At 69.4% G+C, this 18,669-nt stretch carries 5 protein-coding genes; all 5 read left to right on the top strand.

Annotation, left to right across the window (positions count from 1 at the left end):
• Window positions 1–34 precede the first annotated feature (34 nt).
• From HUA76_RS45755 to HUA76_RS32625, 5 genes are read left to right on the top strand one after another with little or no spacing between them, the layout of a single operon-like run.
• Window positions 35–334 carry an acyl carrier protein gene (locus HUA76_RS45755; protein ID WP_141642387.1) on the top strand — a complete coding sequence of 100 codons (300 nt, stop codon included), beginning with the start codon at window positions 35–37 and terminating at the stop codon, window positions 332–334.
• Entirely contained in the window at window positions 334–2,154 is a 1,821-nt protein-coding gene (locus tag HUA76_RS32610; RefSeq protein WP_174463048.1) for a condensation domain-containing protein, read from the top strand. Before HUA76_RS45755 ends, HUA76_RS32610 begins: the two co-directional genes overlap by 1 nt.
• Window positions 2,155–2,184: 30 nt before the next feature.
• Window positions 2,185–3,348, top strand: a complete 1,164-nt coding sequence (locus tag HUA76_RS32615) for a zinc-binding alcohol dehydrogenase family protein (RefSeq protein ID WP_174453630.1) — start codon at window positions 2,185–2,187, stop codon at window positions 3,346–3,348.
• Window positions 3,345–12,170 (top strand): non-ribosomal peptide synthetase/type I polyketide synthase, encoded by an 8,826-nt coding sequence (locus HUA76_RS32620; RefSeq protein WP_174463049.1) that lies wholly within the window; start codon window positions 3,345–3,347, stop codon window positions 12,168–12,170. The genes HUA76_RS32615 and HUA76_RS32620 overlap by 4 nt, the downstream gene beginning before the upstream one ends.
• Window positions 12,171–18,668 (top strand): type I polyketide synthase, encoded by a 6,498-nt coding sequence (locus HUA76_RS32625; RefSeq protein WP_174463050.1) that lies wholly within the window; start codon window positions 12,171–12,173, stop codon window positions 18,666–18,668.
• Window position 18,669 lies beyond the last annotated feature (1 nt).

Below are 18,669 nucleotides of genomic sequence, written 5' to 3' on the forward strand. Positions count from 1 at the left end.
GGATTCGTATTCCCTGAAGCCGGAGTGAGCGTCCGTGAACGAGACAGTGGCGAGCTACACCGAAGAGCAGGTCGCGCAAATCATCCGCGCCCACATCGACCAGGAGTTCCTCTTCCGGACCAAGGACTCCGGACTGGCTGATGACGACAGCCTCATCGCGCGCGGAGTCATCGACTCGATGGGCATCTTCCGCCTCGTCAACTTCCTGGAGCAGCGGTTCGAGATTTCCGTCAGTCCGCCCGACATCGTGATGGAGAACTTCCGCAGCCTCCAGGCCATCCGGGCGTTCACCGTCACGCGGCTTCGCGGCCGTGACGGGCAGGAGACCGACTGATGCATCCGGACATCTGGAGGGCCTTCCAGCAGCTGCATGCGCTGCGCTCGGAAGCTCCACCGCTGGTCCTGCGCGAGCACATCGAGGACCCGCCCGCGTCCTTTCAGCAGGAGCGCCTGTGGTACCTGGACCAGGCGAACCCGGGCGGCTCGGCGTACCACCTGCCCGTGGCCTTCCGTCTCTCCGGTCCGCTGGACTGGCGAGCGCTGCGTCTGGCCCTGGAGGCGCTCGAACACCGGCACGAGTCCCTGCGAACCTCGTTCGACTCCAGCCGTGGCAAGGTCGTCCAGCGCGTCCGCGCGCCCGGCGCCTTCGTGCTCCCCACCGTCAGCCTGCGCGACGAGGCACAACGGCCCGAGCAACAAGAGGCCCGGCTGCGAGAGGCACTGAGTCGGGAGGCCTGGCGCCCGTTCGACCTCCACCGGGAGGCCCTGTTCCGCGCGACGCTGTTCGTCCTGGGCGCGCGGGAGCATGTCCTCCTGCTCAACTTCCACCACATCATCTACGACGGCTGGTCCCAGGACGTGCTCTTCCGGGACCTCTCGGAGCTGTACACGGCCTTCCACGAAGGGGGCCCCGCGCCCCTGCCGGAGCTGGACGTGCGTTGCACGGACCATGCGCTCTGGCAGCGCAAGTGGCTCCAGGGCAGCGCTCGCGAAGCGCTTCAGGCGTACTGGCGGGAGCACCTGAAGGAACGGCTGCACGGCCCCCGCCTCGCCTCGCGGACGCGGGCTGGCAACGTGACCGCACCGGGCCTGCGCGAGCTGGGACGACTGCCCATCACGCTCTCCCCGGAGCTCTCCAACGCCATCCTCCAGTTCACCCGGGAAGCGGGCGCCACCATCTACATGGTGCTGCTCGCCGCGTTCCACGTCCTGCTGCATCGGCACTCCGGTGGGCAGGAGCGGCACTTCGTGTGCAGCCCCATCGCCAATCGGCCACAGGCGGAGACCGAGCGCCTCATCGGCTACTTCGTCAACCTGCTGGTGTTGCCGGCGGACCTGCGCGGGGACCCGAGCTTCCAGCAACTGCTGGAGCAGGTGCGCGGTGTCGTGGCGGGCGCGCTGGCGCACCAGGATCTCCCCGTGCAGCTCCTCGACGGAGTCGACCTGGGAGGAGAGCCATTGTCCCAGGCCCTCTTCGCCTTCGAGAACACCCCTCGCTACCCGCTCCAGCTCACGAAGCTCGACGTCGCTCCCGTCGAGCTCGAGGGCGGCACGTGTGACTTCGACCTGTTCCTCGCGCTTCACGAGGAGAAAGGCGTCATCTCGGGCACGCTCAAGTTCTCCCGCCAGCGCTTCGAGACCGACGAGGCGGCGAGGCTGCTCCGCGACTTCGAGACCATCCTGAGCCGGGCTGTGTCCGCGCCGGGGCAGGCGCTCTCGGCCTTCCTGCCCGACCTCGTCGTGCCCCGCGCCGACGCGCCGCCGGAGCCCATCCCCCCGGAGCCCGCACGGGCCCCGCTTCCGCCACCGTCCACGGACGTGCTCGCGGCGCTGGGGGCGGCCAGGCCGGAGCAGCGCCGGGCCCTGATGAGGGATTACCTGCGGGGCACGGTCATCCGCGTCGCGCTCCGGGGACAGACGCCGGACGTCGCGTTCCAATCCCTCCAGGAGCTCGCGCTCGACTCGCTCCGGCTCATCGAGCTGACGGGACGAATCCGCACCGAGCTGTCCATCGACATGCCCGTCTCCCACTTCTTCGAGGCGACGAGCGTGGACGTGCTGGCGGATGAGCTGCTCACGCGGTGGCTGCGCGCGCAGTTGACGGAGCCCCGAGCCCCCGCGGTCGGTGGGCGACGAGAGCTTCTCACGCTGTAGCCACACCACGCGCACAGGGGGATTCCAAACATGAGCTATCAAGCCGACGCCTGGGTCATCCGCGAGGGTGGCACCGATGAGCCACGGCGCGCCCGACTGACGCGCACGCGCGTCACCGTCGACGCCATCCAGGAAGACGAGGTCCTCGCGGCGCCGCTCTACGGCTGCTGGGAGGGAAACAACGAGCACGCACTCGAACGAAAGCCCATCGACATCTGCAAGGTCCGCCAGGAGCAGGAGATCGTGCTCGGCAACGCGGGCGTCGTCCGGGTGCTCGAGACGGGCAAGGGCGTCACCCAGGTCCAGGGCGGCCAGCTCGCGATGATGTTCCCGAGCGGGGAGACGGATGCCTACGGCTACACCGTGAAGGCCCTGGGCTACGAGGCCCCGCGACAGATGGGCTGCATGGCCACGCTGATGAAGCTCAAGGGCCGGCAGGTCATTCCCATTCCGGAGAACACCCGGCACTCGCTGGCGCAGTGGGCGGCATTCAGCGTCCGCTATGTCACCGCGTGGGCGAACTGGCGCGTCGCTTCGGCGGTCTTCCGAACCCAGATGACGGAGCAGGAGTGCCCGTCGCCGCATGTCTGGGGTTGGGGCGGAGGAACGACGCTCGCGGAGCTGGCGCTCGCCAGACTCCAGGGCTGCCGCGTCGTCATGCTGTCCGGCGCGCACCGGCACCTGGATGAGATTCGAGGAGCGGGCCTGGAGGTCATCGACCGGCGCGCCTTCAGCGGCTTGAGCTACGAGCCGGAGCGCTGGGATTCCGACCCGGATTACCGCGCCCGCTATCAGGCCGCGGAGGCCGGGTTCCTCGCGGAGGTCTCCCGTCGCACCGACGGAGAGATGGTCCACCTGTTCCTCGACTACATCGGCACGCCCGTCTACCGGGCCACCATCAAGGCCCTGGCCCGACAGGGTGTGATTGCCACCGCCGGCTGGAAGGAAGGCATGTCCATCTCCCTCTTGCGCGCCCGCGAGTGCATCACCCGGCATCAGCACATCCACACCCACTACGCGCGCTATCAGGAGGGCGTGGACGCGGTGGCCTTCGGAGAGGCCCACGGCTGGATGCCCGACGTCGGCCCGCGCATCCACACCTTCGACGAGCTGCCCGAGCTGGCGGAGGCGTACCGCGCCGGTCACACCAACTACTTCCCCTGCTTCACCATCAACGAGGAGGGGAAGACTTGAGTCGGGACAGCGGGGTGACGGCACTGCTCACGCGCCTCTTCGACCTGGGGATTCGTCTCTGGGTGGAGGGCGGAAGGCTCGCGGTGGATGCACCGGAAGGCGCGCTCACCGCCGACCTGCGCGCGGAACTCTCCGCACGCAAGGCGGAGCTCATCGCGCTGCTCGACGACAGCATGGGGGATGCACGCGCGGCGGAGCTGCCCGCGCTCATCTGCCGCCCCGAGGAACGGGACGAGCCCTTCCCGCTCACCGACATCCAGCAGGCCTACTGGGTCGGCCGTGGCGGCGACTTCGAGCTGGGCGCGGCCATCCACGTCTACGTCGAGATAGACAGCGAGACGCTGGACCCCGCGCGCTTCGGTGAAGCGTGGCGACGCCTCATCCAACGCCACGAGATGCTCCGCGCCGTCGCCCTGCCCGACGGGACGCAGCGCATCCTCCGCGACGTCCCCGACTACGAAGTGGCCGTCGAGGACTACCGCGCGCTGTCCCCGGAGGAACGTCAGCGTCGCCTGGACGCCCACCGCGAGCGGCTGGCGCAGCAAATCCTGCCGCTCGACACCTGGCCCCTGTTCGAGATTCGCGCGGTGCGGCTGGAGGAAGGCCACCGGCTCTACTTCAGCATCGACTGCACCTTCGTCGACTCGTGGAGCGTGCAGGTCCTCTTCCGGGAGCTCATCCAGCTCTACGCCAACCCGGACGCGACGCTGGATCCGCGCGAGCATGGACAGTCGTTCCGCGACTACGTCCTGGCCACCCGCGCCCTCCAGGAGACGGAGCTCTACCGTCGCTCGGTGGATTACTGGCGCGGAAGGATTGCCACCCTGCCCCCCGCGCCCGACCTGCCCAGGGTCCAGCAGGTGGGTGCGCCCCGTCATCCGCACTTCGTGCGCCGTGAAGCCCGCATCGAGCGAGCACGCTGGGAGCGCCTGGTGGAGCGCGCACGCGAGCTTCAGCTCACGCCCACGGGGCTGCTGCTCGCCTGCTACGCGGAGGTCATCGCCCACTTCAGCAAGAGCCCGCACTTCACGCTCAACGTGCCGCTCTACAACCGACTTCCCCTGCACGAGGACGTGGGGAAGATGGTGGGGACCTTCTCCTCGTTCCTGCTCGTCGAGGTGGACCACCGCGCGGGCGGCACCTTCCAGCAGCGGGCCCGAGCGCTCCAGGAGCAGCTCTTCAGGGACTTGGAGCACCGCTACATCGGCGGGGTGGATATCCTCCGCCAGATGTTCCGCGAGCGCGGGAAGATCAGCGGCGCGTTGATGCCCGTGGTGCTCACCAGCTTCGCCAGCGGCGTCGAGGGCTGGGACTCCTGCTGGGTGGACCACCTGGGCCGCGCCTTCGGCCGTGTCGTCCACTCCGTCACGCAGACGCCGCAAGTATGGATTGACCACCAGCTCGTCTTCCAGGACGGCGGCGTGTTCTACAACTGGGACGCCGCGGATGAGCTGTTCGCTCCGGGCCTCCTCGACGCGATGTTCGCGTCCTACCAGCGGCTCATCGACCGGCTCGTGGACGAGCCCGACGTCGTCCACGAAAAGCCCCTTCGCCTGTCCACGCCCCAGGTCGCGGCCGGACCACGGCGTGACGGCGAACGCTCCGAACGCCTGTTGCACTCGCGCTTCGTGGAGCAGGCCACCGCACAACCCGACCGGCCCGCGGTCATCGCCCCCGGACGCACGCTGAGCTACGGCGAGCTGCTGCAGAGGAGCACCGCGCTCGCCCACGCGCTCAGCCAGGCGGGCGCGCGGAAGAACCACCCCGTGGCCGTGGTGATGGAGAAGGGCTGGGAGCAGGTGGTGGCCGCCCTCGCCTGCTCCATCGCCGGCGCGCCCTATCTCCCCATCGACGCGGGTGTTCCCGGGGAGCGCTTGAAGCAGCTCCTCGAGGACAGCACCTGTGAGCACCTCGTCACCCAGCCATGGCTGGAGCCGCGGCTCGAATGGCCCGCCACCCCACGACGCTTCACGGTGGATCCCCTGGAGCCGACCTCTGGCTTTGCGTTGCCAGTGGCCCCGGTTCAGGGCGCGGATGACCTCGCGGTCATCATCTACACGTCCGGCTCCACGGGCCGCCCCGGTGGAGTGATGCTCGCGCACCGAGGGCTCGTACACGCGCTCGACGAGACGCTGCGCGAGTTCTCCATCGGTCCAGAGGACCGGGTCCTGGCGCTGACGGCCCTGCACCACGACATGTCGATGTTCGACGTGTTCGGGATGCTGTCGGCGGGCGGCGCCATCGTCTTCTGCGAGGCCACGGCGCGGAAGGAGCCCGCGCGCTGGGCAGAGCTTCTGCGCACCGAGCGCATCACCGTCTGGAACTCGGTCCCTGGAATGATGGAGATGCTCCTGGCCCACGCCAGCGGGCGTCCCGAGCCGCTCGCTCCCGCGCTGCGCCTCGCCTTCATGGGCGGCGATTGGATTCCCCTGGACCTGCCGGAGCGACTCCGCGCGCTCGTGCCGGGTGTGCAGCCCGTCAGCGTGGGTGGGCCCACCGAGACGAGCCTCTGGAACATCTGGTTCCCCATCGGGAAGGTTGACCCCGACTGGAAGAGCATCCCCTACGGCCGGCCCATCGCGGACACCCGCTACCACGTCATGGACGAGACGCTCAGGGAGCGTCCCCTGTGGGTCCCCGGCGAGCTGTGCTGCTCGGGCGTCGGCGTGGCCCAGGGCTACTGGCGCAACGAGGCCCGCACGAGAGAGCGGTTCGTCACCCACCCCGTGACGGGCGAGCGCCTGTACCGCACGGGCGACCTGGGACGACTGCTGCCGGACGGCACCGTCGAGATTCTGGGACGCGTCGACTTCCAGCTCTCCATCCTCGGCCATCGCGTCGAGCCCGGTGAAATCGAGGCCGCGCTCCGACTCCACCCGGAAGTCTCCGCCGCTGTCGTCGTGGCGGATGGAGACCGCCACGCGCCTCGCCTCCTCGCCTACGTGGTGCGACGCGCGGGCGCCACGCTGTCTCAGGAGCCGTTGCGACGCTTCCTCGGGGAGCGCCTCGCGGACCACATGGTCCCCTCCATCGTGGTGTTCCTGGAGCAGCTCCCGCTCGGCCCCACGGGCAAGGTGGACCGCGCCGCGCTGCCCAGACCGGAGGCCCTGCGAGTCCTCACCGAATCGCGTACCGATGACGGAGCGCCCGCGCACGAAGCCGAGGCCGCGCTGGCCGCCATCGTCCGCGACGTCCTTCAACTCCCAGAGGTGGAGCGGAGGAAGAACTTCTTCGAGCTGGGCGCCAACTCCGTCCACCTGGTCCGCATCAACGCCCGCATCCGACAGGAGCTGGGCGCCGACATCCCCACCGTGGAGCTGTTCCAGAACGCGAACCTCGCCGCGCTGGCCGCGCACCTGGGACGGGTGCGACGCGGAGACTCCGGCGCCCCCTCCGAGCGGGTGACCCAGGCCCGCGCGGACACCCTCGAGCGAAGCCCCATCGCCATCATCGGCATGAGCGCACGGCTCCCGGGCGCGCCTGATGTGGAGGCGTACTGGAAGAACCTCGTCGAGGGTGTCGAGTCGGTGCGCTTCTTCACGGACGAGGAGTTGCGGGCGCAGGGCCTTGCCCGGGAGATGATTGGCAATCCGCACTACGTGAAGGCGGGCGCCGTCCTCGACGACATCGCCGGCTTCGACGCGGACTTCTTCGGGCTCACCGCTCGCGAGGCGCTGCTCACCGACCCGCAGCAACGGCTGTTCCTCGAATGCGTGTGGGAGTCACTGGAGCGCGCGGGCTACCGCCCTGACGCGACAGGGAAGAAGGTCGGCGTCTTCGCCGGCAAGAGCCTGAGCAATTACATCTATCCCGAGCTCGACCTCACCCAGCCCCTGCCCTACTTCCAGCGGCTGTTCGGCAACGACAAGGACTTCGTCGCCACACAGGTCTCCTACAAGCTCAACCTCACGGGCCCCAGCATCACGCTGCAGACGGCCTGCTCGACGTCGCTCGTCGCGGTGACGCTCGCCTGCCAGTCCCTGTGGAACCGCGACTGCGAGATGGCCCTCGCGGGCGGAGTCTCCATCAAGGTGCCCCACCACCTGGGATATCTCGCGGAGCCCGGCTCCGGGATGTTCTCCCCTGACGGCCACTGCCGCCCCTTCGATTCCCAGGCGCAAGGCATTCTCCCCGCGAGCGGCGCGGGGGTCGTGGTGCTCAAGCGGCTCGATGAGGCGCTCGCCGACGGTGACGCCATCCACGCCGTCATCCTCGGCGCGGCGGTGAACAACGACGGTGGGGACAAGGTCGGCTTCTCCGCGCCGAATCGCGACGGACAGGCGGAGGTGATTGCTCGCGCCCAGGCGATGGCGGGCATCCCTCCGGAGACGGTCGGCTACATCGAGGCGCACGGCACGGGGACGCCGCTCGGAGACCCGATGGAGATCGCCGCGCTCACCCAGGCCTTCCGGCTGGGAACTCCGGCGAAGGGCTTCTGCGTGGTGGGCTCGGCCAAGTCCAACTTCGGCCACCTGGACACCGCGGCGGGCGTGGCGGGGCTCATCAAGGCCGCGCTGACCGTGGAGCGAGGGCTCATCCCGCCCACCCTCCACTTCGAGCGCCCGAATCCCGCCATCGGCTTCGAGCAGACCCCGTTCTACGTCAACGCGCGGCTCCAGCCGTGGCCGGAGGGTCCGCATCCGCGTCGCGCGGGTGTGAGTTCATTCGGCGTGGGCGGGACGAACGCGCACGTCGTGCTTGAAGCAGCGCCCAGGCGTGACACCTCGCCGTCCCGACGCCCCGTCCATGTGCTGCCGCTTTCAGCGCGCAGTCCTCGCGCACTCGAAGCCCTGGGCCGACGCTTCGAGAGCTTCCTCGCGAGCGCCTCGGACTCCGAGCTCGCGGACATCTGCTACACGGCGGGCCTGGTCCGGTCGCACTTCTCCCATCGACTGGCCGTCGTGGGACGCACCGCCGAGGAGCTGCGGGAGCGACTGCGAGCGAGCCTCGATGGGGTCCTGGCACCGGGTGTGTCCCGAGGTCAGGCACAGTCCGATCAGCCCCCTCGCATCGCGTTCCTCTTCACCGGCCACGGAGCGCAGTACGAGGGCATGGGGCGAGCGCTCCATGACACGAGTCCCGTGTTCCGCGAGGCTCTGGAGCGGGTGGCGGCGCTGCTTCGCACGGAACTCGAAACACCTCTGCTCGCAGTGCTGTACGGGAGCGAGTCCCACCGACTCACGGAGCTGGCCTACGCCCAGCCCGCCATCTTCGCGGTGGAGTACGCGCTGACGGAGCTGTGGCGCTCGTGGGGCATCGAGCCTGACGCCGTCCTGGGACACAGCCTGGGCGAGTACGTCGCCGCGCTCAACGCGGGTATCTTCTCGCTGGAAGATGCCGTGCGACTGGTCGCGGCGCGCGGACGGCTCATGGAGCAGCTCGCGCTGGAGGGCGAGACCATCGTCGTCCTCGCGGACGAGGCTCGCGTCCGCGAAGCCCTGACGAAGCATGGTGGACGCGCGTCCATCGGCTCCATCAACGCGCCCCAGAACGTGGTCGTTTCCGGTGAAGGACCCGCCGTGCGGCAGCTCACGGACGAGTTGGTGGCGCAGGGCATCGAGGTCAAGAAGCTGGAGGCCTCGCGCGCGGCCCACTCGCACCTGATGGACCCGATGCTGCCGGCCTTCGAGAAGGTCGCGCGGACGGTCACCTACCGTTCGCCCACGCGGGCCCTCATCTCGAACCTGACGGGCCGGCTCGCGGGAGCAGAGGTCGCGACGCCCGAGTACTGGGTGCGGCACCTGCGTGAGCCCGTGCAACTCGCGGAGGGGATGCGGACCCTGGCCGAACAGGGGACGCAGGTGTTCCTGGAGATCGGCCCGAAGCCGACCCTGGTCTGGATGGGGCGCGAGTGTCTGCCCGTGGCCCAGGCACAGTGGTTGTCGAGCCTGCGCAAGGGACATGAAGACTGGCACCAGTTGCTGGAGTGCCTGGCGGCGCTCTACACGCACGGCGCACCGGTGAGCTGGCGCGGCTACGAGCAGGCGGAGGCACGCCGACGCGTGGCGCTTCCCACGTACCCGTTCGAGCGACAGCGTTTCTGGTCCGACGAGGCCGGTCCCCGCAGCACCGCGCGCCGCGACGACACCCGGACCACACATCCGCTGCTCGGAGCACGCGTGGCGGCGGCGACCCTGCAGCCGGGAGAGCTGTTGTTCGAGTCGCGAGTCGGTGCCACCTCGCCCTCCTATCTGGGCGACCACCGCGCGCTCGGAACGGCCCTGCTGCCCGGCACGGCGTATCTGGAGCTGGCCCTCGCGGCCGGCGCGGTCGCCCTTCCGAATCAAGCCCTCGTCGTCGAGGACCTGGCGCTCGAACAGGCCCTCATCCTGCCGGAGCAAGGTGAAGTCACGCTCCAGACCGTGGTGAGAACCACGGGCGAGCAGGTGCTCTCCATCGAGGTCTTCCGACGCGAGGAGACCCACGAGGGAGAGTCCCGGTGGATACGCCATGCCTCCGGCAAGGTCCGGCCGACAGGCGCCGAGACCCTGGTGCCGACACGGCTCGAAGCCTCACTCCTTCAGCCTTCAGGCCTCGGGACGCAGCCTGGAGAAGCGCACTACACGCGGGCTCGAAAGCTCGGGGCGGAGTTTGGAGAGTCGTTCCGAGGCCTCGTCGAGCTGTGGAGTGACGACGCGGGAGCCTGCGCACGCATCGAAGTCCCGGAGCAACTGCGCGACGAGCCCAAGCCCCATCACGTCCATCCCGCCGTGCTCGATGCATGCCTCCAGCTCATCGGCGCGGTGGGCCCGGAGCTGAAGGAAGGCGAATGGATGCTGCCCGCGAGCTTCGGCCGGGTGCGCGTCCACCGAGCGTCACTGCCCAACAGGTTGGTGAGTCGGGTCATCCCCCGCTCGCCCCTCCTGACGGACGTCTTCGTCTACGACGAGGCAGGCGACGAAGTGCTCCGCGTCGAGGGCTTCGAGCTCAAGCGCGTCCGGGGAGAAGCCTTCCTCCAAGGCGCACGGCCGGGGCTCGAGGACGCGCTCTATGAGCCCGCGTGGCGCGAGCAACCTCGTCCCGTCAGCGAAGTCACCCATCGCCCCTCGACATGGCTCCTCATCGCGGACGAACAGGGCGTCGCCGAGGCCCTCCGAGCACGCGTGGAAGAGGATGAACGAGACGCCTGCGTCATCGCCCGCGTCGGCCCTCACTACGAGCGACAGGAAGCCCATCGCTTCCAGCTCGACCCCACGAACCCAGAGCACTTCACTCGGTTGCTGGCGGAGCTGGCCCATGGGGAGCGACCGTTGCGACAGGTCATCCACCTGGGCTCACTCGACGCGCCGTCCGACCAGGCACTCCAGACGGGGGCGCTGGGTGAGGACCTTCACCGGACCTGTGGTGGCGTGCTCCATCTCGTCCAGGCGTTGGTCGCGCGGAACGAACCCCCTCCGGTCCTCCAGCTCGTCACGCGAGGAGTCCAGAAAGGCAATCCTGGCACCGGCTCGATGCTGTGGGGACTGGGGCAGGTCATCGCCCTGGAGCATCCGGAGCTTGGCTGTCGGCGGATAGACCTCACGCCGTCGGCAGGGCCCGAGGCGAGCCGTGAACTCCTCGCGGAGCTTCGCTGTGAGAGCCAGGAGGCACAGGTCCGGCTCGAAGGTGGGTCACGACAGGTCGCACGGCTGCGCGTCGCGGAGGCTTCTCGCGCGGAGGTCGCACTGCGTCCCGATGCCACCTACCTCATCACCGGAGGCTTCGGGCGCCTGGGTCGTCTCGTCGCGCAGTCGATGGTCGACCGGGGCGCGCGTTCCCTGGCCCTCCTGGGCAGACACGTGCCCTCCGATGAAGACGCGGGAATCACCGCGCTCCGGTCCGCGGGCGCGCGAATCCTCTGCCTCGAAGCGGATGTGAGCCGTTCGGAGAGCGTGAGTGCGGCGCTCGACGAGGTGCGCCGCTTGCTCCCGCCACTTCGAGGCGTCGTGCACGCGGCGGGCGCCGTCCACGACGGGCCGCTGCGGACACAGTCGTGGGAGTCCTTCGCCCAGGTCCTTGCCCCCAAGGTCCAGGGGGCATGGAATCTCCACACCGCGACCCTGGGACACGCGCTCGACTTCTTCGTGCTGTTCTCCTCGGTGTCCTCCCTGCTCGGGAACGCGGGGCAGGCGAACTACGCCGCGGCGAATGCCTTCCTGGATGGCCTCGCGCGACACCGCCGTGCGCTCGGCTTGCCGGGCCTGAGCATCGCCTGGGGCCCATGGTCCGGAGAGGGCACGGCCGCGAGCGACGTCTTCGCGGAGCGCCTGCGCAGGCAGGGACTCGGCCTGCTCTCACCGCTACACGGCCTCACCGCGCTGCACCGGCTGTGGACACACGCGCGTCCCAACATCGCTGTCGTGCCCATCGACTGGAAGCAACTCAGCGGCACTGCGTCCTCCACGTTCCTCATGGAGCTTGTCAGCCGAGGTGACTCCCTCCGGAAGAGCGGCACCGCGCAACAGGGTGTCCGCCAGCGAATCGAGGCCGCGCCAGCGTCGGAGCAACAGCCGCTCCTGCGGGCTCACGTGCGTGAGCAGGTGGCCGCGGTCCTGGGCCTGACTCCATCCGCCGTCGGCGTCGACCGGGGACTGTTCGATCTCGGCCTGGACTCGCTCGGCTCGTTGGAGATTCGCAACCGCCTCCAGGCCTCGCTGCCCTGCACGCTGCCATCCGTCGTGGTTTTCAAACACCCGAGCGTCGACCAACTCTCCACGTATCTCGCCACCGAAGTACTGCGACTCGCCTCGGCGACACCCCGCTCACAGGAGGCAGCCGGCGAGGAGTTGCCGCTCGACGAAGTGGTCCGCCGGTTGGAGCGAAAGCTCGAGGACATGGGCTAGATGAGCACATCAATTCCCAGTGGCGGTCAGGAAGCCCTCCTGCGGCGCGCACTGCGCAAGCTGGAGGAAACGGAGTCCAAGCTCCGCACCCTGGAGCGAGGCCAGCGCGAGCCCATTGCCATCATCGGAATGAGCTGCCGCTTCCCCGGAGGGGCCACGAGTCCCGAAGCCTTTCGTGAGCTGCTGGCCTCGGGGCGCGACGCCGTGCGCGACGTGCCCGTCGAGCGCTGGGATGCGGAAGCGCTCCATGACCCGGATCCGGATGCGCAAGGTGCCCTGACCGCGCGCAAGGGCTGCTTCATCGACCAGCCAGACCATTTCGACGCGGCCTTCTTCGGCATCAGCCCACGCGAGGCCGCGCGGATGGACCCGCAGCAACGGCTGCTGCTCGAAGTGAGCTGGGAGGCGCTGGAGCGAGCAGGTGTGGCACCGGACTCGCTGATGGGAAGCGCGACCGGGGTGATGGTGGGCGTCGCCAGTCACGACTACTTCGAGATGTCCACGAGCGCGCCGGAGTCCATCGACGCCTACACGGGCTCGGGCACGGCGCTGAGCGTGGCGGCGGGGCGACTCTCGTATGTCCTTGGCTTGCGAGGGCCCGCGCTCTCGGTGGACACAGCCTGCTCGTCGTCCCTGGTCGCGGTCCACCTCGCCTGTCAGTCACTGCGCTTGGGCGAGTGCAACCTGGCGCTCGCGGGCGGCGTGAGTCTGATGCTCGCACCCATCCTCGCGATGATTGAGTCGCGCACGCGCATGCTCGCGCCGGACGGGCGCTGCAAGACGTTCGACGCGGCTGCGGATGGAGTGGTGCGGGGAGAGGGCTGCGGAGTGGTCGTGCTCGAGCGACTGTCCGACGCTCAGCGAGCAGGCCATCGAATCCTCGCGGTCATCCGAGGCTCGGCGGTCAACCAGGACGGTCGCAGCGCGGGACTCACCGTGCCGAACGGCTCCGCGCAGGAGGCGGTCATCCGCCGGGCCCTGGAGCAGGCCGACCTCGCACCGAAGCAGGTCGGCTTCGTCGAGGCACATGGCACGGGCACCTCGCTCGGAGACCCCATCGAGGTGGAGGCCCTGGGCGCCGTGCTGTCGACGGGGCGCGCGCCAGAAGCCCCTCTGTTGATTGGCTCCGTGAAGCCCAACATCGGGCATCTGGAGGCAGCGGCCGGCATCGCGGGCTTGATGAAGCTGGTGCTCGCGCTTGAGGACGGCACCCTCCCGCCCCACCTCCACTTCACCACGCCCAACCCGCGCATTGCCTGGGACTCCCTCGGGGTGCGCGTCGTGACGGAGCCGACTCCCTGGCCGCTCATCGATGGCCGGCGCATCGGTGGAGTCAGCTCCTTCGGCTTCTCGGGAACGAACGCCCACGTCATCGTGGAACAGGCCCCCGCCCGAGATGAACAGTTCACCGCTCCCGAGCGCCCCTGGACGCTCCTGACGCTGTCTGGCGCCTCACCGGAGGCCCTTGAAGCTCAGGTCGAGCAGTATCACCGACACCTCGCTCGGCATCCTGAGCTGCCGCTCGCCCAGGTGGCCGCCACCGCGAACAGCGGACGCACCCACTTCCGTCACCGTGCCGCGTTCATCGCCCGGAACACCGGGGAGTTCACGAGCCAGCTCCAGCACAGGGAGTCCGTCATCCGAGGAGTCGTCCCGGACGAGCCTCCGCGCATCGCCTTCCTCTTCAGCGGCCAAGGCGCCCAGTACGCGGGAATGGGCAAGGAGTTGTTCGCCTCCGAGCCGCGCTTCCGCGAGGCGCTGGAGCGCTGTGACGCCGTCCTCGCGTCGCGCATGGAGCGCTCCCTCCTCTCGGTGCTCTTCGACGAGGACGCGGGGTCCGCGCCGCTGTCCCGAACCGCCTACGCGCAGCCCGCGCTCTTCGCGCTCCAGTACGCGCTGGTCGAGCTGTGGAAGTCCTTCGGCATCGAGCCCGCGGCGGTCATGGGTCACAGCGTCGGTGAGCTCGCCGCGGCGTGTGCCGCCGGAGTCTTCTCGCTGGAGGACGGGCTGACGCTCGTCGCAGAGCGAGGCCGGATCATGCAGTCCCTCATGGACGAGGGGCATATGGCCGCCATCTTCGCGGAAGGCACCGGGTCCCGGCTCCTCGACGTGTCTCACGCGTTCCACTCCCCGCTGATGGAGCCGATGCTGCAGGGCCTCGGAGCCGTCGCCGCGAGGCTTCGGACGACGGACCCTCGGGTCACCTTCATCTCCAGCGTGACGGGCCGGGCCATGGGCTCGGAGGTCACTCGACCTGACCACTGGGTCGGGCACGTGCGCAGCCCGGTGCGCTTCGCGGACGGAATGCGCGCGCTTCGTGCCACCGGCTGCGAGGTCTTCCTGGAGGTGGGCCCGGGGTCGGCGCTGCTCGACCTGGCGAAGAGCAACCTGCCAAACGACGGGGGCCTGTACCTGCCCAGCCTGCTGAAAGGCTCGTCCGATTCACGCGGACTCATGGAGACACTGGCGCGGCTTCATGTGCGCGGCGCGCCCGTGCGGTGGGCGGGGCTCGAAGCCCGTGGAGCCCGGAGCCGAATCACCCTGCCGACGTACCCCTTCGAGCGCCGCCGCTACTGGCTCAAGGAGGAGACCTTCCAGTTCCGGTCCGGCCGCACGCCAGCCTCCAGCGCGGCAACGACGACGCATCCCCTGTTGGGACATCGGCTGCACTCACCCGTGCAGGGTCCTGAGGACGCCCACTTCGAGGCACACCTGGGACCTGCCTCGCCACCACTGCTGGGACAGCATCGCGTCTTCGGGCGCGCGGTGGTCCCCGCCACGGCCTTCATCGAGCTGGCGCTCGCGGCCGGACAGAGGACTCTTGGCGAGGGAGCCCTGCGCGTGGAGGCGCTGGAGCTCTCCCAGCCGCTCTTGCTTCCCGAAGAGGGCACCATCGTGGTGCACACCGTGCTCGCGCCCGAAGGTCCGGGGCGTCGTGGGGTGCGCATCTTCAGCCGAGCCGAGGGTGCGTGGCGCCTCCACGTCACGTGCAAGGTTCGTCGCGAGGACACGCGCCGCCCCGAGGCCACTGTCGTCGTTCCTCCCGCGCGAGAAGCCCTGCTCTCCGTCGAGTCCCATTACCAGCGGACCCGCGAGCATGGCCTGGCGCTCGGCCCACTCTTCCGTTCCATCCAGTCGCTCTGGCGCACCGAGCGCGGAGGGGGTGCGCATGTCGTCCTTCCGAATCGAGCGGGGAACTACGTCCTGCACCCTGCCCTGCTGGATGCCTGTCTCCAGGCGCTGAGTGTCGGTTTCGGTGACGCAGTGGAGGGCGAGGCGTGGCTGCCCGTGGGCCTGGAGCGACTGACGGTCCACGAGGCACCCCGCGAAGCCGCCTTCTGCGAGACGCAAGAGCGCCCCTCTCTCGGAAAGGGTCGCCTCCAGGTCGACGCGTGCCTCCGCGCGGAAGACGGCCGGGTGCTCGTCGTCGTCGAGGGCCTGGAGCTGCGCCTCGCACGGCGCGAGGCCTTCCTGGGAGGACAGCCCGCCTCCGACTGGCTCTACACAGTCGACTGGCCTCTTGCGCCCCAGGTCGACGCCGAAGCCGACTTCATCCCCGCGCCGCGCATCCTCGGTGACGCCGTGCGCGAGGGCTTGGGCTCCATCATCCCCGAGGACGACGTCACGCGGTACACGGCGGTCCTCGGGCGGCTCGAAGCAGCGAGCCTCGGCTACATCCTCGCCGCGTTCCACCGGCTGGGAGCGGGCTTCGGGCCCGGCCAGCGCTTCAGCACCCGCGAGCTGGCGGAGCGGCTCCGGGTCGCCCCGCCCCATCAGCGACTGCTCGGGCGACTGCTCGCCATTCTCTCCGAGGAAGGCATCCTGGAGCGCACCAACGAGGGCTGGCATGTCCTCCAGGAGCTCCCGCACGCACGAGCGGAGCAACTGCCCATCTCCGAGGAGGACTCGTCTTCCACACGGGCCCAGCTCGCGATGCTGGAGCGCTGCGGAATGGAGCTCGCGGCCGTGCTTCGTGGAGAGCGCGACGCGCTCGAGCTGCTCTTCCCCGATGGCAATCCAGACGCGGTGGCGGAACTCTACCGAGGCACTCCGGTCATCCGAATGATGAACACCGTCGCGCAGCAGGTCGTCACGCGCGCGCTCGCGGGCGCACCACCCGAGCGTCGGCTGCGCATCCTGGAGGTCGGCGCGGGGACAGGTGAAACCACGGCCTGGGTACTGCCGCGACTTCCCGCCGAGCGGAGCGACTACCTCTTCACGGATGTCTCCGCGTTCTTCACGGAGCGGGCAGCGGAGCGCTTCACGGACTTTCCCTTCGTCCGTTACGAGGTGCTGGACGTCGAGCGGACTCCGGTCGGCAACAAGCGCTTCGACCTGGTGCTCGCATCGAACGTGGTGCACGCGACGCGGGATGCGCGACGAACCCTGCGCAACCTTCGCGAGCTGTTGGCACCGGGAGGCACACTTGTCCTGCTGGAAGGGACCGTCGCGCTGCGCTGGGTGGACCTCACCTTCGGGCTCACGGACGGCTGGTGGCGCTTCGAGGACACCGCCCTGCGCACCGACTGCCCGCTTCTGCCACCAGCACGTTGGTGTGAAGTGCTCGATGAAGAAGGCTTCGCTCACGCGGACATCGCATCTCCGAGCGACACTCTTCCGCCCCTCCTGGGACAGCAGGCCGTCATCGTCGCGCAGACGCCTCGAACTCCGAAGGAGACTCGCGCGGCCGGAGCATGGCTCATCCTCGCGGACCGAGGGGGCGTGGGTCAGGCGCTGGCCCATCAGCTCCAGGCCCAGGGAGGCGAGTGCTTCCTCGTTCACGAGACGGGGTCCGACATCGACCCTCGTTCCGCCGCCTCCCTTGCCCTGTTCCAAGCCAAGGTCGCCAACGTTCGGGGCGTCATCCACCTGTGGTCGCTGGATGGAACGTCCGCCGCCCACCTGTCCACGCAACAACTGCGCGAAGCCTCGAAGGCAGGCTGCGGCAGCGTCTTGCAGTGCGTCCAGGCGCTCACGCAGGGAACGCAGTCACCGCCTCCACCCCTGACGCTCATCACGAGAGGAGCCCAGCCCGCGGGCGGCGCGGTGCCAGGGGTGGCGCAGTCGACGCTCTGGGGGCTGGCCCGCGTGATTGCCCGTGAGCATCCGGAGCTGCGTTGCCGCATCATCGACCTGGAAGACACGCCGACGACCTCCGAGCCCGAGGCGTTGCTCGACGCGGTGCTGGACCCGAGCGACGAGCAGGAGTTCGCGCTGAGAGGCGCGGAGCGCAGGGTGGCCCGCCTCGTGCGCGCCGGCCAGCTCGCGCCAACGCACACCGTCTCCATCCGCCCCGATGCCACGTACCTCATCACGGGTGGGCTCGGTGGACTGGGTCTGCTGACGGCACGCTGGCTCGTTGAGCGGGGAGCACGCCACCTCGCGCTCCTCTCGCGCAGGCCGCCGGGACCCGAAGCCCGGACGGCGATGGCGGAGCTCACGGCGCGAGGAGCCACCGTGCTGGCCCTGCCGTGCGACGTCTCGCGCGAAGAGTCGCTCACACAGGCACTGGCCGAGCTGGAGCGGCGCCTTCCGCCGCTGCGAGGCGTCTTCCACTCCGCGGGTGTGCTGGAGGATGGCGTCCTCTCGGGACTGAGCTGGGAGCGCTTCGCCACGGTGCTCGCGCCGAAGGTCGACGGAGCCTGGAACCTCCATGTGCTCACCCGGACAAAGCCCCTCGACCTCTTCGTCATCTACGGCTCGGCGACGTCGCTGCTGGGAGCCTGGGGACAGGCGAACCACACGGCCGCCAACACCTTCCTCGATGCCTTGGCCCACCATCGCCAGGCCCTCGGACTGCCTTGCACCTGCATCGCCTGGGGCGCGTGGGAGGGAGTCGGCGCCGCGAACCGCGCGGAGGCGGGCACGCGCATGGGCGAGCTGGGCATGAGCACCATCAGCCCCGAGCGAGGCCTGGAGCTGCTCGAACGCATCCTCGCGTCCGGGGCCGCGCAGCTGGGTGTCATGCCCATCGTCTGGTCGGAGTTCGCACGGAAGGTCGGCGCCAGTCCCTATCTGTCGCGACTGCTCGCCGAGACGAAGGCGGAGCCGGAGCAGCCAGCGCGAGAGGGCCTGCTGGCACGCCTCCAGGTCGCCTCCGTGCACGAGCGACGGGTGCTGCTGGACGAGCACGTCCGGAGCCAGCTCGCGCGCGTGCTGGGGATGAGCAGCCTGGACGCCGTCGATGGAGACCACCGCCTGTTCGACCTGGGCATGGACTCGCTCACGGCGGTCGAGCTGAAAAACCGGCTGTCCACGAGCCTCGAGCGCCCGCTGCGCTCGACGCTCGTCTTCGACTTCCCACGCATCGACGCGCTGGTGGAGCACCTGGGACGCGACGTGCTGGGAGTGCTCCCACCACCCGAGCCCGTGGCGACTCCGCACCTCCCGCCCTCCTCGTCCCCACCTCCCATTCCGCACGCCCAGGAGATTCAGGGCATGTCGGACCAGGAGCTGGAGGCGCTCATCACCCATGAGTTCCAACTCGTTTCCCGTTGAG

Origin of the sequence: Myxococcus sp. CA056 (assembly GCF_013336715.1) — a bacterium.
Taxonomy (GTDB): domain Bacteria; phylum Myxococcota; class Myxococcia; order Myxococcales; family Myxococcaceae; genus Myxococcus; species Myxococcus llanfairpwllgwyngyllgogerychwyrndrobwllllantysiliogogogochensis.